Genomic DNA, 20,261 nt, shown 5'->3' on the forward strand with positions numbered 1-20,261 from the left:
TTCGCGACGATCGAGCCGAACGTGGGTGTGGTGAACCTGCCCGACTCCCGCCTCGAGGTGCTCGCCGGGATCTTCGGCTCCGAGCGCATCCTCCCGGCGGCGTCGGAGGTGCGTGAGAGGCTGGAGCGTGCCCATCGACTTCACCGCCATCGACTTCGAGACCGCCAACTCGCACGGGGCCTCCGCCTGCTCCGTCGGGCTCGTCAAGGTCCGCGACGGCCGCGTCGTCGACCGCGCCGGCTGGCTCATCCGCCCGCCGTTGGGGTACGACGACTTCCTCGAGTGGAACACGCGGATCCACGGCATCCGCAAGCACGACGTGCACGCCGCCGCCTCCTGGGTCGACCAGTTCGCCGACCTGGCGGCCTTCGCCGGCGAGGACGTGTTCGTCGCGCACAACGCCGGCTTCGACATGGGCGTCATCCGCGCGGCCTGCGCGGCGACCTCCCTCGAGCACCCCGAGTACGACTACCTCTGCTCGCTACAGCTCGCCCGCAAGACGTACGAGCTCGACTCCTACCGCCTCCCCGTCGTCGCCATGGCCGCGGGCTTCGAGGACTTCCGCCACCACGACGCGTCGGCCGATGCCGAGGCGTGCGCCGCGATCGTCGTGCACGCGGCCCGGCGGCACGGCGCCGCGAGCATGGCCGAGCTCGGCGAGCTGGCCGGCGTCTCCGTGAAGCGCCTGCGCCCGAAGGCTCCCGTCGCCGCCTGACGTCCGTCATGCCGAGCCTGCTCGAGACGATCGGCTCAGCCGCGGGGGTCGCCGAACCAGGTGCTGAAGATGCGCCAGAAGTTCCGGTTCCCGTAGGCCGAGCAGTCGTCGCCCTCGCCGTAGAGATTCGCGAGCGCCGCCGCGTTCGGCTGGTACGGCGTGTAGTAGTAGAGACCCGCCGTGGCCGCGTTGGCGATCGTCACCGGGGCGGTACCGCAGGACTCGTCCGGGGAGTAGCGGACGTCGCTGGCCGCGCCGACCGGGTACCAGTCGAAGCTCGAGTCCGGATTCCGGTAGCGCTGGAACTGCCACGCCGCTCCGTACACCTGCGCGGCGAAGCCGTAGGAGTCCGTGTCGCAGTCCGCGGTGTCCGGGCAGCCGTAGCCCGTGGCGCTGCGGAACTGCCGCTCGCTCGGCTCCGGATCGGTCACGAGCGACTGCTCCTTCTGCAGCAGCACCAGGAGGACGGCCGGATTCACGCCGCACGCGCCGGCGACCGAGGTGATGATCTCCGCGGCCGGGACGTCGCGTCCGGCGGGCAGCGCATCGCACTGCTCGTCGGCCGTGATCGCCGCGGTGTCCTCGGCGTAGTCGCGCAGGCACGGCACCGGCCCGCCCGCGCAGTCGGGGACGCGGGCGTCGAGGAACGCCTGCACCGTGAGCGGTCCGAGCGCGTCGCCGGCGAAGAAGACCTCGTCGGAGATCAGGTCGCCCGGGTCGAAGTCGGCCGCGACGGGGCCCGGCTGGAGGAAGGTCCACAGCCGGACGGTCTGCGGCTCGGACGGCACCGCGGCGAGGCGCGTGCCGTCGACGGACCCTCCAAGCAGGAGCGCCACCAGCGCCCCGACGACGACCGCACCGCCCCGCCGGCGTCGGACGCCGGTCGGGGACGGTGCGGTCGGGGTCATCCCTCCACGCTAGTGGCGGGGCCGCGGGCGATCAGCCGCAGGGGGTGAGGCGCGCGACGTCCTCCGAGAGGGTGGTGGGACCGCCGAGGAGGACGACCCGCTGAGCTCCCGACTTCGCGATGTCGGTCAGGACGGCGCGGGGCACGCAGTTCGTCGGCACGGCGAACAGCGGGCTGTTCGAGTAGCCCGCCGCCGTGGCTCCGGCGAGGGCGTCGGGGAAGTTCTCGCCCGTCGCCAGGAACACGGTCTCGGCCCTCGAGAAGGCTGCCCGGTTCAGCTGCTCCGAGGTGTCGTAGCGGTCGACTCCGCCGATGCGGGTGATCGTCGGCACCGGAAGCGAGTTCTTGATCCCCTCGCTCACCGACAGGGGGCTGCCCGCGATGGTGAGGTTCTGCACCTTGAGCTTCGAGAGGATGCCCTTCGTCACGGCGTCGGCCGTGCTGCCGGTGCCGTTCACGAGGACGACGGGCGCGTCGACGGAGCCGGCCGCGGCGCTCGCGCCGAGCGCGTCGGGGAACTTCTCGCCCGTGGCGAGCCAGGCCCGCGTCGAGCCGCCCGAGAACGCGCTCTGGATGATGAGCCTGGACGTGTCGTAGCGGTCCTTCCCTCCGATGCGGTCCACCGTCGGCGAGTAGGACCTCAGCTGGTTCAGCAGGCCGTCGCCGACGCTCAGTGCGGAGCCGACCACGACGATCCTCGCCGGCTTGAGCCGGCTGAGCTCGTCGCGAACGGGCTGCGACATCGAGTCCCGGTCGACCAGGAGCAGCGGACCGCCCTGCTTGGCCGCGGCAGGGGCGGCGCTCAGGGCGTCGGGGAAGTTGGCGCCGGTCGCGATGTAGACGACCGGGACGTTCGTGCGGAAGACGGCCTTCGAGATCGCGACGGCGGTGCCCTGGCGGTCCGTGCCGGCCAGGCGCGAGACGTCGATCCCGGCCGACGTGCTCACGGACGAGCAGCCGAGATCCTTCCGGCCGGGGCCCCGGGAGTCGCCCGTGCCGACCCAGCGGTTCCAGTCGACGGAGTCGGCGGAGACGCAGACCTGGTAGGTGCCGGGTGCCGAGACGGGCGTGGTGGCGCCGAAGCCGTGGGCGCGGCCGGCGACGGAGTACTCGCCCGGGATGTCACCGCGGTCGCCGTTCGCGGTCTGCGTGCGGACCGTGCGGGTGCCGTCGGGGCCCGTCACCGTGACCGTCGTGGTCAGCGCGGCCTGCTGCGTCGTCGGATCGACGGCCCAGCCGGACACGCTCAGGGTGCTGCCCGAGATGCGCGGGGCGTCGACGCGTCCCGCGGGGGCGATCCCGGCGTTGGCCAGGGTGCCGTTCGGGTTCCAGTCGCTGAAGAGGTACCAGAAGTTGATGTTGCCGTAGGTCGCGCAGGCCGCGTTGCCGGAGCCGGTGAGCGCGTAGTCGTTGGGCTGGTACGGCGTGTAGTAGTAGAGGTCGGCCGTGGCCTGGTTGCGGATGGTGACCGGCGAGGAGCCGCACGCGGTGCTCGGGTAGTAGGCGACGTTCGGCGTCGTGCCCGGAGCGTAGGTGGTGAAGTTCGAGCCGGAGCCGGGCGGGTTGGCGTAGCGCTTGAACTGGCGGGCCGCGCTGTAGACCTGCGTGAAGAAGCCCGCCGAGCCGGGGTCGCACGCCGCGGTGTCCGGGCAGTTGTAGCCGGTCGCCTTGGCGTAGTCCTCGGGGCTGGGCGTCGCGTCGGTGACGAGGCTCCGCTCCTTCTGCACGAGCACGACCAGGGCGAGCGGGTTGATGCCGCAGGCCAGGCCGACGCGCGTGAAGATCGAGGCCGACGACTCGCTGCCGGAGCCCTGGTAGGCGCTGCACATCGCGTCCGCCGCCTTGGACGGCGTCGCCTGCGAGAAGTTCTTGAGGCAGGGGGCGGTGCCGGCGGTGGAGCACCGGCTGCCCTTCTCGTTCAGGAGCGACTGCACCTGACCGGTGCTCAGCGCGTCGCCGTCGAAGAACTGGGCGTCGCTGACGATGAAGCCGGCGCGGAAGCTCTTCGTCTCCTCGGCGCTGTACTGCGTCGACTGGTCCGGGACGCCGAGGTCGGCGCGGTCGAGGGACGCGTCGAGAGCGCCGGTCTCGACCGAGACGGTCGACGGCGCGTCCTCGGCGGCCGAGGCGGAGGTGATCGGGACGAGGGCGGCGCCGAACCCGACGGCGAGAGCGAGCGCGACCGTGAGCAGGCGCGATGAGCGGTGGTGATTCCCCATGATCGCGAAGTCTACGAGGCGGTCGCAGGGCGTCCTGGCCCTCGTTCGGTGGTCGTGGCGCGTCGATCGCTCGATGTCGGAGGTGCGTGGTGTCATCGGCGGCATGGATCTCTCCTTCGTCCTCGGCCTGGTGGTCGGCGCGCTCCTCGCGGGAGTCGTGGCCGTCCTCCTCGCCCGCTCCCGCACGCCCGACGCCGCCCTCGCCCTCGACCTCGCGACGGCCCGCGCACGCGCGGAGGGCCTGGAGGATCGCCACGAGGCCGTCGTCGAGCAGCACCGCGAGCACCTCGGCTCCGCCCGCGACCAGATCCGCGAGCTCCAGGAGCAGCTGCGCGTCGTCGCCGAGCGCGAGCGGCACGACGCGCGCATCCTGCAGACGCTCTCCCCCGTCGCCGAGAGCCTGCGCGGCATGCAGGAGGCGGTCGGCCGGCTCGAACGCGAGCGCGCCGCCCAGTTCGGGGCGATCACCGAGCAGCTCGAGGGGCAGCGCGCGGCGGGCGAGCAGCTGCGCTCGACGACCGAGACCCTCGCGTCCGCGCTCCGCTCCACCACGAGCCGCGGCGCCTGGGGCGAGACGCAGCTGCGGAACGTCGTCGAGGCCGCCGGGCTCACCCAGCGGGTCGACTTCGACGTGCAGTTCGGCCTCGAGGGCGAGGCGGGCCGCGGCCGCGCCGACATGGTGGTCCGCCTGCCTGGCGGCAAGGCGATCGCGGTGGACGCCAAAGTGCCGTTCGACGCGTACCTGGAGGCGAGCGCGATCCCCGCGGGCGCCGGCGGAGAGGAGGAGGCGCGGCGCGCGGGGCTCCTGCGCGCGCACGTCCGCGCCCTCCGCGGCCATGTGGACGCGCTGGCCGCCCGCTCCTACTGGACCGGTCTCCCGGCGAGCCCCGAGTTCGTCATCGCGTTCGTGCCGAGCGAGCCGCTGCTCGCGAGCGCGCTCGACGCCGACCCGAGCCTGCTCGAGTACGCGTTCCGCAAGCGCGTCGCCCTCGCCTCGCCCGTGACCCTGTGGTCGGTGCTGAAGACCGTCGCCTACACCTGGCAGCAGGACGTGCTCACCGACGACGCCAAGCGCCTGCTCGACCTCGGCAAGACGCTCTACGCCCGTCTCGGCACCCTCGCCGACCACGCCGAGGGCCTGCGCCGCTCGCTCGAGAAGACGGTCGACTCCTACAACGCCTTCGCCGGCTCGCTCGAGAGCCGCGTGCTGGTCACCGCGCGCCAGTTCGACTCCCTCGACGAGTCGCGCGTCATCGCCCCGGTCGGAGGAGTCGCCTCCTCGCCGCGCCGCCTCACCGCCGTCGAGCTGCTCGCCGCGGACGACGAGTCCGAGCGGAGCGCGTAGGGTCCCGGGTCCCCGCTGAGCGAGCACCGGGCGTGCAGGCCGGGCGCGACCGGCGCCGTCCATCCGGCTCGACACCGGGACGACCGCAGCTCGCGACGGCGCTCCACCTCCGCGGCTCGGCGGAGGAGCGCCCGCGAGGCGTCTCGAGACCCGCCGCGGCCCCGCCCGCTCGCCTCGGTGACCGAGGCCGGTGTCCTTCCGCGTCCTGCACGCCGAGACGCCGCCGCACTCGACGAGTGCGCCGTCAGCGGAGCGGCGCCTCGGCAGCAGTGCGGCGTCTCTGAGAGAGCGTGACGGCCTAGACCCACTTCTCCGCGAGGTGCTGGGCGGTCACGCGGCGGATGGTGCCCGAGCGGGAGCGCAGCACGATGGACTCCGTCGTGATGACGTGGCCCTCCTTGCGCACGCCCTTCACGAGCCCGCCGTTCGTCACTCCGGTCGCGACGAAGTAGGTGTTGTCGCTGCGGACGAGGTCGTTGGCGTGGAGCACGCGGTCGAGGTCGTGCCCGGCGTCGATGGCACGCTGGCGCTCGTCGTCGTCCTTCGGGCGGAGGATGCCCTGGATGACTCCCCCGAGCGCGCGGATGGCGCAGGCCGTGATGATGCCCTCGGGCGTGCCTCCGGTGCCGACGCACATGTCGAGTCGGGAGTCGTGGCGAGCGGCGTTGATGCCGCCCGCGACGTCGCCGTCGAGCAGGAGGCGCGTGCCGGCTCCGGCCGCGCGGATGTCCTCGATCAGCTGAGCGTGGCGCGGGCGGTCCAGCACCGCGATGCGCATCTCCTCGACGGGCTTGCGCTTGGCGCGGGCCAGGGCGCGGATGTTCTCGCCGATCGGGCGCTGGATGTCGATGATCCCGACGCCCTCGGGCCCGGTGACGATCTTCTCCATGTAGAACACGGCGGAGGGGTCGAACATCGCGCCGCGGTCGGCGACGGCGATCATCGAGAGCGCGTTCTGGCGCCCGGCCGCGGTCAGCGAGGTGCCGTCGATCGGGTCGACGGCGATGTCGGCGGCGGGCCCCGAGCCGTTGCCGACATGCTCGCCGTTGAAGAGCATGGGCGCGTTGTCCTTCTCGCCCTCGCCGATCACGACGACTCCGTCGAAGTTCACGGTCCCGAGGAAGGTGCGCATGGCGTCGACCGCTGCGCCGTCGGCGGCGTTCTTGTCGCCCTTGCCGATGAAGGGCACGGCGCGGATCGCGGCGGCCTCGGTGGCGCGGACGAGCTCCATGCCGAGGTTGCGGTCGGGGTGGAGGTAGAGCGAGTCGTTGTCGATCACAGAGCGGAGTCCTTCGTCGTCGAGTTCGTGCACGTCGTCGCAGGACCCGCGGAGCGGATCCCCATCCCTGCCCGAAGCCTAGTCCAGGGCCCTCCACGGGCGGAGGGACCGCGGAGGGGCGCCTCGCTAGACTCGTCCGCGACGCGGGCCTCGCCCGACCCCCCCTTCGTTCATCCGTCAAAGGAGATGCCATGCCCGTCGCTACCCCGGACCAGTACGCAGAGATGCTCGACAAGGCGAAGGCGGGCGGCTTCGCCTACCCGGCGTTCAACGTCTCGTCGTCGCAGACGATCAACGCGGTCCTCCAGGGCCTCACCGAGGCGGGCTCGGACGGCATCATCCAGGTCACCACCGGAGGCGCGGACTACTTCGCCGGCCACACCGTGAAGAACCGCGCGGCAGGCGCGATCGCCTTCGCGAGGTTCGCGACCGAGGTCGCCAAGAACTACCCGGTCACGGTCGCGCTCCACACCGACCACTGCCCGCAGAACGCGCTCGAGGGCTTCGTCTACCCGCTGATCGCCGCCTCCGAGGAGGAGGTCAAGGCCGGTCGCGAGCCGCTCTTCCAGTCGCACATGTGGGACGGCTCCGCGATCCCGCTCGACGAGAACCTCGCCATCGCGAAGGAGATCCTCCCGCGCGTCAAGAACATCAACGCCATCCTCGAGGTCGAGATCGGCGTCGTCGGCGGCGAGGAGGACGGCGTCTCGCACGACATCAACGAGCACCTCTACACCACGCTCGACGACGCGATCGCGACCGTCGAGGCCCTCGGCTTCGGCGAGCAGGGCCGCTACATGGCCGCCCTCACCTTCGGCAACGTCCACGGCGTCTACAAGCCGGGCAACGTCCGACTGCGCCCGGAGCTGCTCCGCGAGATCCAGGACGGCCTGCAGGCGAAGTACGGCACCGGCGCGCTCCCCCTCGATCTCGTCTTCCACGGCGGCTCGGGCTCGACCGACGAGGAGATCGCCGAGGCGGTCCGCAACGGCGTCGTCAAGATGAACATCGACACCGACACGCAGTACGCGTTCAGCCGCTCCGTCGCGGACACCGTGCTGAAGAACTACGACGGCTTCCTCAAGGTCGACGGCGAGGTCGGCAACAAGAAGGTCTACGACCCGCGCTCGTGGGGCAAGATCGCCGAGACCGCGATGGCCGCGCGCGTCGCCGAGGCGACCCGTCAGCTCGGCTCGGCCGGGAACTCCGGGAAGTAGGGCACCGCTCCGTGACGAACGCACACGATCAGCCGGGCGACAGGCGTCCGGAGCCGCAGTACGGCGAGTACGCGCCGCCCGGCTGGTCGTGGCAGCCGCCGGAGGACGCCGTGGTCGTCCCCGACCCGAGGGGGTCGGAGACCGATCCGAGGCCCGCGACCGCTCCGGCCGCGAAGCCCGTCGCGCATCCCGTCGACCGCCTGCTCACGATCGTGCTGCTCGCGCTCGGCGTGTTCTTCGCCGTGCCGACGCTGCTCGATCCCTCGAGCTTCGCGACGACCCTCCAGGAGCTCTACCGCTCCCAGGCCATCGGCACCTACGCGTCGCCGGAGCTCGCACGGATCCTCGGCGTCGTGGTGGCGCTCGCGCAGTCGCTGATCGTCGCCTTCGCGGTGTGGATCTCGATCCGGCGGCTCCGCGCCGGCAAGCGCGCCGTGCTCGTCCCGATCCTCGGGATCGCGGCGACCGTGCTGCTCTCCCTGATCGTCGCGGCGATCGCCATCCTGGGCGACCCGACGTTCGCGGAGTACGTCACGCGCATGTCGGGCTCGCAGGGCGGCGCCGGCACCGACGTCTAGCGTCGATCCCCGTTCCACCGCACACGGAAGAGGCCGCCGCTCCCGAGGGAGGGCGGCCTCTTCCGTGTCCGGGCCGGAACGCTCTAGGCGCCCGCTCCCGCGCTGATGCGTCCACCGACGCCGCGGGCGTCGCGCTTGCCGGCGACGTCCTTGCGCAGCTCCTTGGGGAGCGAGAACATCAGGTCCTCCTCCGCCGTCTTGACCTCCTCGACATCGCCGTACCCGGCGGCGGCGAGGTCGTCGAGGACCTCCTGGACGAGCACCTCGGGCACCGAGGCGCCGCTGGTGACGCCGACGGTGCGGATGCCCTCGAGCCACTCCTGCTTGATCTCGCTCGCGTAGTCGACCCGGTAGGCGGCCTTCGCGCCGTACTCGAGGGCGACCTCGACGAGGCGCACGGAGTTGGAGGAGTTCGCGGAGCCGACGACGATGACCAGCTCGGCGCCCGCGGCGACCTTCTTGATCGCGACCTGGCGGTTCTGTGTGGCGTAGCAGATGTCGTCGCTCGGCGGGTCCTGCAGGTTGGGGAAGCGCTCGCGGAGACGGCGCACCGTCTCCATCGTCTCGTCGACCGAGAGCGTCGTCTGCGAGAGCCAGACGACCTTGTCCGGGTCCTTCACGACGATGTTCGGCACGTCGTCGGGGCTGCCGACGAGGGTGACGTGATCGGGAGCCTCGCCCGCGGTGCCCTCGACCTCTTCGTGGCCCTCGTGGCCGATGAGGAGGATCTCGAAGTCGTCGCGCGCGAAGCGGACGGCCTCGCGGTGCACCTTCGTCACCAGGGGGCAGGTCGCGTCGATCGCCTGGAGACTGCGGTCGGCCGCGCCCTGGACGACCGCCGGTGAGACGCCGTGCGCGCTGAAGACGATGTGCGATCCCTCGGGCACCTCGTCGACCTCGTCGACGAAGATGGCACCCTGGCTCTCGAGCGTGGAGACGACGTGCACGTTGTGCACGATCTGCTTGCGCACGTAGACCGGGGCACCGTAGTGCTCGATGGCCTTCTCGACGGCGACGACCGCGCGGTCGACTCCGGCGCAGTAGCCGCGGGGCGCGGCGAGGAGGACGCGCTTGCGGCCCTCGACGGGGACGTCGCGCAGACGCCCTGTGGCGCGGGGCATGCGCGGCATGGGCAGGCTGATCGGGACTTGGCTCACCCCCTGATTCTACGTGGTGCATCCTGTGCCCGGGCCGTCCCGGTGTCGGACCCGTCCCGTACCGTTGTCGTCGCGGGAGGGCACTCCCGCTCCCCCCGTCCCTCCGAGCAGAGGCAGCGATGACCGACGCCCCACCCACCGCCGACGCACCCTGGCCGGTCGGCCTGCTCGCCAGCAAGATCAAGGGCTGGATCGAGCGCCTCGGCACCGCGTGGGTCGAGGGCGAGATCACCCAGTGGGGCGCGTCCGGCGGCAACGTCTACGGGAAGCTGAAGGACCTGTCCGGAGACGCGACGGTCGGCTTCACCGTCTGGTCGTCGGTGCGGAGCCGCCTCCCGGCCGACCTCAAGCAGGGCGATCGGGTCATCGCGCTGGTGAAGCCCAACTACTGGGTCAAGGGCGGCACGCTCTCGATGCAGGTCTTCGAGATGCGCCACGTCGGCCTGGGCGATCTGCTGGAGAAGCTCGAGCGGCTCCGCCGGCAGCTCGCGTCGGAGGGGCTGTTCGACGCCTCCCGCAAGAAGCCGCTGCCGTTCCTCCCGCACGGCGTGGGCCTCATCACCGGCAAGGACTCGGACGCCGAGAAGGACGTGCTGCGGAACGCGCAGCTGCGCTGGCCGGCCGTGCGCTTCCGGGTGGTCCACTCGGCCGTGCAGGGCGACCGGACGGTCCCGGAGGTGCTCTCGGCCCTGCGGACCCTCGAGGCCGACGACAGCATCGACGTGATCGTGATCGCCCGCGGAGGCGGTGACTTCCAGAACCTGCTCGGCTTCAGCGACGAGGCGCTCGTGCGCGCCGTCGCCGCCTGCTCCACTCCGGTCGTCAGCGCGATCGGCCACGAGGCCGACCGCCCGCTGCTCGACGACGTCGCCGACCTGCGCGCCTCCACTCCCACCGACGCCGCGAAGAGGGTCGTGCCCGACGTCTCCGACGAACTGCTGCGCGTGCAGCAGGCCCGACTGCGGATGACCGGCCGCGTGAGCGGGCTCGTCTCGCACGAGATCGACCGGCTCTCGCAGCTGCGCTCGCGGCCGGTGCTCGCCCAGCCGCACGTGCTGGTCGACCGGCACTCCGAGGAGCTGACCCGCTGGGTGGCGCGCGGCGCCGAGCTGGTGGACCGCCGCCTCGAGCGCGCGCACCTCGAGGTCGAGCGCCTGCACGGCCACCTGCGCGCCCTCTCCCCCCAGCACACCCTCGACCGCGGCTACGCGATCGTCCAGAACGCGGCCGGGCACGTCGTCCGGGCGCCCGGCGACGCACCGGCCGGCGGCGCACTCGTCCTCACGCTCGCGGAGGGGGCCGTCGGCGCCCGCTCCGAGGGGCCTACCGGCGATCCCGCCGGCCGGTCCTGAGCCCGACGCGCCACCCGTCCCCCTCAGCCCCGATCGATAGGATCAGACCCATGCCAGACTCCCCCGACGCCCCGGCGACCGACTCCGACGTCTCGGGATTCTCCTACGAGCAGGCGCGCGACGAGCTCGTCCGCGTCGTGTCCGAGCTCGAGCAGGGCAGCTCCACCCTCGAGCGCTCGCTCGCCCTGTGGGAGCGCGGCGAGGCCCTCGCCGCCCGCTGCGAGGAGTGGCTGATCGGAGCACGCGCCCGGCTGGACGCGGCCCGCTCCGGAGGGGCGGCCGCCGGATGAGCCGCGCGAAGCCCGCGCGGGTCGTCGCCGAGCTCGGGCGCCCGGAGACGGCGGCCGAGACGGCCGCACGCAAGGCCGAGAACTCCCGGCTCTACCGTCAGCGCAAGACGGTCAACAACCTCGTCTTCTCGCTGCTCGCGACCGTCGGCGCCGTGGCGCTCATCGTCCTGCTCGTCCCCCGCGGCGACACCGTGGAGCTCTCCTCGGTCGATGTCCCCCGCGTCGCCGCGCAGGTCCAGCTGGGCGAGGAGCAGACGCTCGCCGTCCCCACCCTGCCCGAGGGCTGGAAGTCCAACGCGGCCGAGCTCCGCCGCGAGAACGGCACCGACTACTGGTACGTCGGCCTGATCACCCCGAAGGCGGGCTACATCGGCCTGAGCCAGGGGCTCGACGCGGACGCGGCCTGGGTCGCGACGCAGCTCGACCGCCGGGCGGCGACCGGCGTCGAGACGATCGACGGCCGCGACTGGACCGTCTACGACCACCGCGACTCCGGCGACGACACCGGCAACACGCCCTACGCACTCGAGACGACGGAGGGCTCCAGCACCTACCTCGTCTACGGCACGGCCCCGACGGACGAGATCCGCCGGGTCGTGGACGCCATCACCCCGCAGATCGGCCAGGAGAAGTCTCGATGAGCCTCGGAACCAGCAGCACCGTCCCCCGCGAGTCCCGCCCGCCGGCGTGGGTCTGGAAGGAGATGCTCCGCGGCAACCAGCGCTTCGTCGCCGGCGAGCCCCGCCACCCCCGCCAGGACGTCGAGCGCCGCGCCGAGCTCGCCGCCGCGCAGGCCCCGCTCGCCGCGCTCTTCGGCTGCAGCGACTCCCGCCTCGCGGCCGAGATCATCTTCGACCTGGGGCTCGGCGACCTCTTCGTCGTCCGCAACGCCGGCCAGGTGATCGCCGACTCCATCATCGGCTCGCTGGAGTACGGCGTCGCCGTTCTCGGCGTGAAGGTGCTGCTCGTGCTCGGCCACGACGAGTGCGGAGCGGTCCGGGCGGCGATCCAGTCGCAGGCGCCCGGCGCCGAGCGGCTCCCCCCGCACATCGAGCACCTGATCGAGCCGATCATCCCCGCGGTGCGCCGCCTCGTGGGTGCTCAGCCGGACGGCCGCGTGCTCGTCGACCCGTCGGCGACCGATGCGCTGGCCGTCGGCCGCGAGCACCTGCGCGACACGGTCGCCGAGCTGCTCCAGCGCTCCCCGCTGATCGCCGACGCTGTCGCGACCGGGCGGCTCGCCCTCGTCGGCGCCAACTACCGGCTCTCGGACGGCACCGTGATGTCCGATGTCGTGCTCGGCATCGATCCGCCCGAGCTCAGCCCCTACGTCTCCGAGCTGGAGCGCGACTCCGGCTCGGCCTCCTCCGCCGCCGCTCCGAGCGCGGTGGGATCGGATCCCGCGTGAGCGGCTCCGGACAGCACAGCACCAACCGATCAGACAAGGACGAACACAGCGTGGTGGATCACTCCCCGACCGACGACTCCGGCGACTTCCGCATCGAGCACGACACGATGGGCGAGGTGCGGGTCCCCCGCGACGCCCTCTACGCCGCGCAGACCCAGCGGGCGGTCGAGAACTTCCCGATCTCGGGTGCGGGCCTCGAGCCGGCCCAGATCGCGGCCCTCGCGCGCATCAAGAAGGCGGCGGCGCTGGCCAACGCCGAGCTGGGCGTGCTCGACGCCGACATCGCCACGGCGATCGCCGACGCGGCCGACCTCGTCGTCGGGGGCGGCTACGACGCGCACTTCCCGATCGACGTCTACCAGACCGGCTCGGGCACGTCCTCGAACATGAACATGAACGAGGTGCTGGGCTCGCTGGCGACCACGGCCCTCGGACGCACCGTGCACCCGAACGACCACGTCAACGCCTCGCAGTCCTCCAACGACGTGTTCCCCACCTCGGTCCACGTCGCCGTCACCGGCGCGCTCATCGAGTCGCTGATCCCCTCGCTCGAGCAGCTCGCCGAGTCGCTCGAGGTCAAGGCGGAGCAGTGGGCCGAGGTCGTCAAGGCCGGCCGCACCCACCTGATGGACGCCACCCCGGTCACGCTCGGCCAGGAGTTCGGCGGCTACGCCGCGCAGATCCGCCTCGGCATCGAGCGCGTGCAGTCGGCGCTCCCCCGCGTCGCCGAGGTCCCGCTCGGCGGCACCGCGGTCGGCACCGGGATCAACACCCCCGCCGGATTCCCGCAGAAGGTCATCGCGCGCCTCGCGGAGGAGACGGGCCTGCCCGTCACCGAGGCCCGCAACCACTTCGAGGCCCAGGGCGCGCGGGACTCGCTGGTCGAGGCCTCCGGAGCGCTGCGCGTGCTCGCGGTGAGCCTGACCAAGATCAACAACGACCTCCGCTGGATGGGCTCCGGCCCCAACACCGGCCTCGGAGAGCTGCGGATCCCCGACCTCCAGCCCGGATCCTCGATCATGCCCGGCAAGGTGAACCCGGTGATCCCGGAGGCCGTCCTCATGGTCTGCGCGCGCGTGATCGGCAACGACGCCACCATCGCCTGGGCGGGCGCCTCGGGCGCCTTCGAGCTCAACGTCGCGATCCCCGTCATGGGGACGGCGCTGCTGGAGTCGATCCGCCTGCTCGCGAACTCCGCCGTGCTGCTCGCCGACAAGACCGTCGACGGCCTCGAGGCCGACGTCGAGCACGCCCGCGCCCTCGCCGAGTCCTCCCCCTCGATCGTCACGCCGCTCAACAAGGTGATCGGCTACGAGGCCGCCGCCAAGGTCGCGAAGAACTCGGTCGCCAAGGGGATCACCGTCCGAGAGTCGGTCGTGGACCTCGGCTTCGTCGAGCGCGGCGAGGTGACGGAGGAGCAGCTCGACAGCGCCCTCGACGTCATGTCGATGACCCACCCCGGCTGAGCCCGGCCCTCCGACGGCCCGTCCCTGCGCTCGGCGCGGAGGCGGGCCGTCAGAGCACCAGCCAGAACCCCGTGAGCAGGAACGGTCCGAACGCGACCCGTCCGCGGACGCGCAGCACGAGCACCCACAGCCCTGCCACCGCGAAGCCGACAGCGGGCGCGGCGACGACCTGCTCGGGTCCGAGAGCCGCGAGCGGCGGTGCGAGGGCCGCCTGGAGCTTCACGTCGCCGAGGCCCAGCCCGCCCGCCGCATGCAGCACGCCCAGGCACAGCACCGTCGCGAGGACGGCGAGAAGCGTCCCCGCCGTGGGCGCGAGGACGGCTCCGACCACCAGCAGCGGGAGCGTGACCGCGTTCGGGAGCCGGTGCCCGCGCACGTCCGCCAGCACCAGCGGCACGCTCGCGAGCGCCACCGGGACGAGGCCGGGCGCCCGATCGAGGTGCGGGGCCCCGATCAGGAGGAGCACCAGGGCGCCGAGGAGCAGGGCGGCCCGGTCGAGCAGAGATCCGCGGAGCATCCGCCGAGACTAGGGGGCGACGCCCTCGGGGCGTCGGAGTTCTCCACAGGGCGGCCCGCCGGCGTGCTCGGGCGGCGGCGGGTCCCATCCCGGCCTCAGTCGTGCGGCGGCAGCGGTCCCAGCAGGAGCGACGCCCAGGCGCCATGCGCCGACGCGTCGTCGGAGGGGTGGAACTGCCCGGCGAGCACGTCGCGGTAGAGGCGGCCGAGCTCCGACCTGCGCTGGTACGCCGACCCGCCCGCGATCCGGACGGCGCTCTCGACCACGCGGAGCGCTCCCTCCGTGGTGCGGATCTTCACCCCGACCAGCGAGGGGAACCAGCGCGCGCCGCGGTCGACGAGCGCGTCCACGTCGGCCGCCGCCGTGCGCAGGGGCGCCTCGAGCCCGTCGAGCAGCATCCCGGTCTCAGCCACCCGGTGCCGCACCTCGGGGTCCTCCGCCAGTGGCCGCCCTCCCGCCCGGAGGGAGGTCCGTCGGCGGACGGAGGCGACGGCGAGCTCGAGCGCGCGCTGCGCGACACCGAGGTAGACCGAGGAGATCAGCACCTCGAAGGCCGCGAAGACGGCGAAGACGAAGGGGTCGGCGGTCGGTCCGACGGGCAGCGAGCGGATCATCCGCTCGGCCGGGACGACGACGCCGTCGAGCACCGTCGTGCGGCTCTGGGTCGCCCGCATGCCGAGCGTGTCCCAGTCGTCGCGGACCTCGAGCCCGGCGACCGGAGACTCCGGGCTCTCACGGTGCACGAAGCCGTGCACGAGCCGTGGCTCCGACCCGCTGTCGTCGCGGCCGAACACGCCGAGCCGCGTCCAGGCGGGCGCGAGGGAGGTGAAGACCTTCGTTCCGGTGAAGCGGTAGCCGCCGTCCCCGAGCGGCTCCGCCCGCGTCAGCGAATCCGAGAGCACCAGGTCGTTGCCCGCCTCGCTGTTGCCGAAGGCGAAGACGTGACCCGCCGCGGCGTCGACGAGGACCGAGCGGAGGGAGTCGTCGCCCCGCTCGAGCAGGAGTCGCGCGATCCCGGTCCAGACCAGGTGCATGTTGACGGCGAGCGCGGTCGCGGGCGCGGCCGTCGCGAGGCGCGTCTGCTCGGCGGCCGCCTGCTCCAGGCCGAGGCCGGCACCGCCGAGCTCCTCGGGGACGAGCAGCGCCAGGTAGCCGATCGAGCGCAGCTCCTCCAGGTCGTCCGCGCAGAACGCGTTGCGCTCGTCGTAGTCGGCCGCGCGGGTGCGGAAGCGCTCGAGGAGCGCGTCGTCGAGGATGCTCACCCGTCCACGCTACGCCCCGGTGCCCTGCAGGGACGCGCCCGGCCCGGGGATCCTCGGATCCCACGGGCCGGACGCACGGCGAGCCCGTCAGGCGAGCTCGTTCGACTCCAGCATCTCGGTGACCAGAGCGGCGATCGCCGAGCGCTCGGAGCGGGTCAGCGTGACGTGCGCGAACAGCGGGTGGCCCTTCAGCGTCTCGATCACGGAGGCGACCCCGTCGTGCCGGCCGACCCGGAGGTTGTCGCGCTGCGCCACGTCGTGGGTCAGCACCACCCGGGAGTTCTGCCCGACGCGCGAGAGCACCGTGAGCAGGACGTTCCGCTCCAGCGACTGCGCCTCGTCGACGATCACGAACGCGTCGTGCAGCGAGCGCCCGCGGATGTGCGTGAGCGGCAGCACCTCGAGCATCCCGCGCTCGATCACCTCGTCGAGCACGTTCTGCGACACCAGCGCCCCGAGCGTGTCGAAGACCGCCTGCGCCCAGGGGTTCATCTTCTCGGCGGCGTCGCCGGGCAGGAAGCCGAGGTCCTGGCCGCCCACCGCGTAGAGCGGCCGGAAGACCATGATCTTCTTGTGCTGGCGCTTCTCCAGCACCGCCTCCAGGCCCGCGCAGAGCGCCAGCGCCGACTTGCCGGTGCCGGCCCGGCCGCCGAGCGAGACGATGCCGACCTCCGGGTCGAGCAGCAGGTCGATCGCGAGCCGCTGCTCCGCCGACCGCCCGTGCAGGCCGAACACGTCCTTGTCGCCGCGGACCAGCGTGATCTGCCGCTTGCCGGTGACCCTCGCGAGAGCGGAGCCGCGGTCGGAGTGGACGACGAGCCCGGTGTTGACCGGGATGTCGGCCACGACGTCCGTGAAGAGCCGCTCGCGGTCGTAGAGCTCGCTCATCGCGTCGCCGCCGAGCGTCACGTCGTCCATGCCGGTCCAACCGGACTCGGGGGCCTGCTCGGCCAGGTACTCCTCCGCGGCGAGGCCGATGGAGGCGGCCTTCACGCGCATCGGCATGTCCTTGGACACGACGGTGACCGCGGCGCCCTCGCTCTGCAGGTTGAGCGCGACGGCGAGGATCCTCGCGTCGTTGTCGCCCATCTGGAGTCCGCTCGGCAGCACCGACATGTTCGAGTGGTTGAGCTCGACGCGGAGCGTGCCGCCCCGGCCGACGGCGATGGGGAAGTCGAGGCGCTCGTGCTGCACGCGCAGCTCGTCGAGGCGGCGCAGGGCCTGCCGGGCGAAGTAGCCGATCTCGGGATCGTTGCGCTTGCCCTCGAGCTCGCTGATGACGACGATCGGCAGCACGACGGCGTGCTCCGCGAACCGGAACATCGAGGACGGATCCGACAGCAGCACCGAGGTGTCCAGGACGTAGGTGCGGAGGAGCTGATCGGCCGGATCCGAGGAGCCGTGCTGGACACGGCGGTGGACGCCGCCCTGCGTCCCGGTCTGCGGATCCATGCCCTGGGGAACTGTCACGACGACTCTCCACACTCCGGGGGCCGGAGCCCCCGGCTCATGTCCTCGAGCCGGTCTCATCGGTGCGTGTCGTGCACCGCGCAGTGTCCCTTCGGCGTCTGCGCGATGTCGAGCCGTACTTCTGTGGCCGTCTCGACCAGGCGCTGTACCTGATGACTCGAACCTAACCCGGCGAATGACATCCGTGTGCTTCTCACCGCTACGAATGTGTAACCAGTGTGTGAACGCGCGGAATCCGGCCTAGTAGTCGATGCTCGTGGCCGACGAGATCAGGGCGGCGCGGAGCAGCGCGAGGGTCGCGTCGGTGGTGCCGGCGTGCGCGCTGAAGCGGACGGTGCTCGGACGCAGGCGCGCGGTGACGCCGTGCGCGGCGAGGGAGGCTGCCAGCGGGGCCAGCTCCTCCGGCTCCGGCTCGACGACCACGATGCCGGCGCGCTCGTGCTCGCCGCGGGAGCCCACGACCGCCAGTCCGAACTCGTCCGCGAGGTCGACGATCGCGCTGACCCGCTCCGCCACGAGCGCGGCGATCGTCGACTGCCCGACCGCGGCGACCTCCTCCAGCGCCGACGCGAGCCGGGCCTGGGCGATCGGGTCCGGGTTGCTGATGCTGAAGGCGCGGGCGTCGCCGCGCGGCGGAGCCACCTCGTCCCACGGCTCCGCCTGCTGCGATCCCGTCCAGCCGGAGAGCACCGGGGTCAGCTGCGACAGCGCCCGCTCGCTGAGCGCGAGGAAGCCCGTCCCCCAGCCGGCGCGGAGCCACTTCTGGCCGCCGGTGACGACCACGTCCGCCAGCTCGTAGGGCGCGTCGACGACGCCGAAGCCCTGGATCGCGTCGAGGACGAGCATCCGGTCGCTGATCACGTCACGGATCGCCGCGACGTCCGCGAGGTAGCCCGTGCGGGAGTCGACCAGGCTCACCGCGACGGTCGTCACGTCGTCCGTGAGCTGCTCGCGGACCGCCTCCGGCGTCACCCGTCCCTGCTCGGTCCGCAGCCAGCGGGGCTCCACCGAGCCGAGAGCCTGCGCCGAGCGCACCGCCGCGAACGGCAGGCTCGGGAACTCCGCGGCCGACAGCAGCACCGCGCCCGAGGCGCCGAACAGCGCGTGCAGGAGGCCGGTCGAGGTGTTGGGCTGGAAGACGACGCGGTCGCTGGGGACGCGCACGAGCGCCGCCGCCGCCTCCCGGACGCGCTCGTCCTGCCGGAACAGCTCGTCGAGGGTGCCGCTGCGCGCGCGCGCCAGCAGCTCGACGGCCGCCTCCTGCTCGGCGGCGACGGTCGCCGAGAGCGGGCCCACCCGGCCGAAGTCGAGGTACCCGGTCTCCTCGCCGAAGCCGGCGAGGTAGTCCTCGGTCGTGGTGGAGGTGGCCTCGTTCGAGCTCATGCCGGCCCTTCCGGTCGGTGGTGCGGCAGGAGCCGCGAGGTCAGCTGCCGAAGCGGCGGTGCCGTCCGGCGTAGTCGCGGAGCGCGCGGAGGAAGTCGACCTCGCGGATGTCGGGGCCGAGCGCCTCCATGAAGTAGAACTCGCTGTGCGCGCTCTGCCAGAGCATGAAGTCGGAGAGGCGCTGCTCCCCCGAGGTGCGGATGACCAGATCGGGGTCGGGCTGCCCGCTGGTGTACAGGTGCTCGCCGATGAGCTCCGGGGTCAGCAGGCCCGCGACGTCCTCGATGGAGGAGCCGCGCTTGCCGTGCTCCTCCAGGATGCTCCGCACGGCCTGGGCGATCTCGTGCCGCCCGCCGTAGCCGACCGCGAGGTTGACGTGCAGGCCCGTGTGGGAGGCGGTGCGCGCCTCCGCCGTGTCGAGCGCGGCCACGAGCGAGGGCGGGAGGCCCTCGTCGGAGCCGACGTGCTGCACGCGCCAGTCGGGCTGCTGCGAGACCTCCTCGGCGAGGTCGGCGATGATCGCGATCAGCTCGGTCAGCTCGCTGCTGTCGCGGCCGACGAGGTTGTCCTGCGAGAGCAGGTAGAGGGTGACGTGGCGCACGCCGAGCTCGTCGCACCACTGCAGGAACTCGTGCACCTTGGCGGCGCCGGCCCGGTGGCCGTGCGCGGCGGTCTCGAGGGCCCGCTGCCGCGCCCAGCGCCGGTTGCCGTCGATGATCATCGCGACGTGGTTCGGCAGGGAGTCGGGGGGAAGGCTCGAGCGGAGGCGCTTCTTGTAGACGCCGTAGAGGAGGTCCCTTCCCACAGGCAGTCTCGGCTTCGGCACAGTGACACGGTAGTCGACCCGGGGCGCTCCTCGAAGCCCGGCGGCGCTCGGCGTCGGCCCGGGACGGCGTCGTAGTCTGTCCGGCATGAGCCAGCGGCCGACGCCTCCCCCGTCCGATCCCCGCGCCCGCACTGTCCGCGGCAGAGACGCCGTCGGAGCGGACGGCCCGGACCTGCCCGCCCTCCCCCTCGTCGAGGACGCGATCGAGCACGACTCCTCGGCGGAGGTCCGGCCCACCTGGCGCGGCTGGATCCACGCCGGCCTCTTCCCGCTCGCGATCGTCGCCGGAGTGGTGCTGATCGTGGTCGCGGAGGGGACCGCGGCGAAGTGGGCGGCCGCGGTGTTCGCGACCACGTCGCTCCTGCTCTTCGGGAACTCCGCTCTGTACCACCGCTTCGACTGGAAGCCGCGGACGAAGATGATCCTCAAGCGGATCGACCACGCCAACATCTTCCTGCTGATCGCCGGCACCTACACGCCGCTGGCCGTGCTCGCCCTGCCGCCCGCGCAGGGCACGCTCCTGCTGGTCCTGGTCTGGGCGGGGGCGCTGCTCGGGATCGGCTTCCGCGTCTTCTGGATCGGGGCGCCGCGCTGGCTCTACGTGCCGCTCTACCTGCTGCTGGGCTGGGCGGCCGTGATGTACCTCGGTCCGCTCTTCGAGGCCAGCGCGACGATGATGGTGCTCGTCCTCGTCGGCGGGCTCTGCTACTCCGCCGGAGCCGTGATCTACGGGATCAAGAAGCCCAACCCGGTCCCGGGCGTCTTCGGCTTCCACGAGATCTTCCACGCGCTCACGGCCGTGGCGTTCCTCTGCCACTGGACGGCGGCGCTGATCGTCTCGCTCCACCCCGCGTACAACGCCTAGAGAGG

18 protein-coding genes and 1 pseudogene are annotated in these 20,261 nt (G+C 72.4%); 10 read left to right on the forward strand and 9 right to left on the reverse strand.

Annotation, left to right across the window (positions count from 1 at the left end; genetic code table 11):
- Positions 1-127 precede the first annotated feature (127 nt).
- Complete coding sequence (locus C5C99_RS03630; RefSeq protein WP_104224410.1) at positions 128-715, forward strand: exonuclease domain-containing protein; 588 nt, start codon at positions 128-130, stop codon at positions 713-715.
- 35 nt (positions 716-750) lie between these two features.
- Here the strand turns inward: C5C99_RS03630 and C5C99_RS03635 are convergent, their stop codons facing one another.
- On the reverse strand, positions 751-1,623 hold the full coding sequence (locus C5C99_RS03635; protein ID WP_104339607.1) for a hemagglutinin: 873 nt from the start codon (positions 1,621-1,623) through the stop codon (positions 751-753).
- 31 nt (positions 1,624-1,654) lie between these two features.
- The gene (locus tag C5C99_RS03640) at positions 1,655-3,841 is read right to left on the reverse strand and encodes a cell wall-binding repeat-containing protein (RefSeq protein WP_104339608.1); all 2,187 of its coding nucleotides are present in this window, start codon (positions 3,839-3,841) and stop codon (positions 1,655-1,657) included.
- Between the two features lie 103 nt (positions 3,842-3,944).
- On the opposite strand from C5C99_RS03640, the gene C5C99_RS03645 reads away from it, so the two are divergent.
- Positions 3,945-5,186 carry a DNA recombination protein RmuC gene (locus C5C99_RS03645; RefSeq protein WP_219813600.1) on the forward strand — a complete coding sequence of 414 codons (1,242 nt, stop codon included), beginning with the start codon at positions 3,945-3,947 and terminating at the stop codon, positions 5,184-5,186.
- A gap of 298 nt (positions 5,187-5,484) precedes the next feature.
- Here the strand turns inward: C5C99_RS03645 and glpX are convergent, their stop codons facing one another.
- A complete protein-coding gene (gene glpX, locus C5C99_RS03650; protein ID WP_097165697.1) occupies positions 5,485-6,417 on the reverse strand; it encodes a class II fructose-bisphosphatase in 933 nt (310 codons plus the stop codon).
- 239 nt (positions 6,418-6,656) lie between these two features.
- On the opposite strand from glpX, the gene fbaA reads away from it, so the two are divergent.
- Positions 6,657-7,682 carry a class II fructose-bisphosphate aldolase gene (fbaA, locus tag C5C99_RS03655; RefSeq protein ID WP_104224414.1) on the forward strand — a complete coding sequence of 342 codons (1,026 nt, stop codon included), beginning with the start codon at positions 6,657-6,659 and terminating at the stop codon, positions 7,680-7,682.
- Positions 7,683-7,693: 11 nt separating this feature from the next.
- Positions 7,694-8,260 (forward strand): DUF6264 family protein, encoded by a 567-nt coding sequence (locus C5C99_RS03660; protein ID WP_104339610.1) that lies wholly within the window; start codon positions 7,694-7,696, stop codon positions 8,258-8,260.
- An 83-nt stretch (positions 8,261-8,343) separates the two neighbouring features.
- Here the strand turns inward: C5C99_RS03660 and C5C99_RS03665 are convergent, their stop codons facing one another.
- On the reverse strand, positions 8,344-9,390 hold the full coding sequence (locus tag C5C99_RS03665) for a 4-hydroxy-3-methylbut-2-enyl diphosphate reductase (RefSeq protein WP_104232760.1): 1,047 nt from the start codon (positions 9,388-9,390) through the stop codon (positions 8,344-8,346).
- Positions 9,391-9,536: 146 nt separating this feature from the next.
- Between C5C99_RS03665 and xseA the strand changes: the two are divergent.
- The 5 genes and pseudogenes from xseA to C5C99_RS03690 all read left to right on the forward strand — a co-directional run bounded on the left by xseA (position 9,537) and on the right by C5C99_RS03690 (position 13,933).
- A pseudogene (gene xseA / locus C5C99_RS03670) lies at positions 9,537-10,809 on the forward strand (exodeoxyribonuclease VII large subunit).
- A gap of 10 nt (positions 10,810-10,819) precedes the next feature.
- Positions 10,820-11,059, forward strand: a complete 240-nt coding sequence (locus C5C99_RS03675) for an exodeoxyribonuclease VII small subunit (RefSeq protein ID WP_104224418.1) — start codon at positions 10,820-10,822, stop codon at positions 11,057-11,059.
- A complete protein-coding gene (locus C5C99_RS03680; protein WP_104336931.1) occupies positions 11,056-11,700 on the forward strand; it encodes a DUF4245 domain-containing protein in 645 nt (214 codons plus the stop codon). Before C5C99_RS03675 ends, C5C99_RS03680 begins: the two co-directional genes overlap by 4 nt.
- Complete coding sequence (locus C5C99_RS03685) at positions 11,697-12,467, forward strand: carbonic anhydrase (RefSeq protein WP_208543312.1); 771 nt, start codon at positions 11,697-11,699, stop codon at positions 12,465-12,467. Before C5C99_RS03680 ends, C5C99_RS03685 begins: the two co-directional genes overlap by 4 nt.
- A gap of 50 nt (positions 12,468-12,517) precedes the next feature.
- The gene (locus C5C99_RS03690; RefSeq protein WP_104224420.1) at positions 12,518-13,933 is read left to right on the forward strand and encodes an aspartate ammonia-lyase; all 1,416 of its coding nucleotides are present in this window, start codon (positions 12,518-12,520) and stop codon (positions 13,931-13,933) included.
- A gap of 49 nt (positions 13,934-13,982) precedes the next feature.
- Here the strand turns inward: C5C99_RS03690 and C5C99_RS03695 are convergent, their stop codons facing one another.
- The 5 genes from C5C99_RS03695 to C5C99_RS03715 all read right to left on the reverse strand — a co-directional run bounded on the left by C5C99_RS03695 (position 13,983) and on the right by C5C99_RS03715 (position 19,370).
- Complete coding sequence (locus C5C99_RS03695) at positions 13,983-14,450, reverse strand: prepilin peptidase (protein WP_104339611.1); 468 nt, start codon at positions 14,448-14,450, stop codon at positions 13,983-13,985.
- 95 nt (positions 14,451-14,545) lie between these two features.
- Positions 14,546-15,712, reverse strand: a complete 1,167-nt coding sequence (locus C5C99_RS03700) for an acyl-CoA dehydrogenase family protein (protein WP_104339612.1) — start codon at positions 15,710-15,712, stop codon at positions 14,546-14,548.
- Between the two features lie 87 nt (positions 15,713-15,799).
- Positions 15,800-17,164 carry a PhoH family protein gene (locus C5C99_RS03705; protein ID WP_104224423.1) on the reverse strand — a complete coding sequence of 455 codons (1,365 nt, stop codon included), beginning with the start codon at positions 17,162-17,164 and terminating at the stop codon, positions 15,800-15,802.
- Positions 17,165-17,422: 258 nt separating this feature from the next.
- Positions 17,423-18,565: an aminotransferase class V-fold PLP-dependent enzyme gene (locus tag C5C99_RS03710; protein ID WP_104339613.1), complete on the reverse strand. Its 1,143-nt coding sequence runs from the start codon at positions 18,563-18,565 to the stop codon at positions 17,423-17,425.
- A gap of 40 nt (positions 18,566-18,605) precedes the next feature.
- Positions 18,606-19,370: an isoprenyl transferase gene (locus C5C99_RS03715; RefSeq protein WP_279630826.1), complete on the reverse strand. Its 765-nt coding sequence runs from the start codon at positions 19,368-19,370 to the stop codon at positions 18,606-18,608.
- Between the two features lie 106 nt (positions 19,371-19,476).
- On the opposite strand from C5C99_RS03715, the gene C5C99_RS03720 reads away from it, so the two are divergent.
- Complete coding sequence (locus C5C99_RS03720; protein WP_104237521.1) at positions 19,477-20,256, forward strand: hemolysin III family protein; 780 nt, start codon at positions 19,477-19,479, stop codon at positions 20,254-20,256.
- The last annotated feature ends 5 nt before the right edge of the window (positions 20,257-20,261 follow it).

It is taken from the genome of Rathayibacter sp. AY1C4 (genome assembly GCF_002932195.1).
Classification (GTDB): Bacteria; Actinomycetota; Actinomycetes; order Actinomycetales; family Microbacteriaceae; genus Rathayibacter.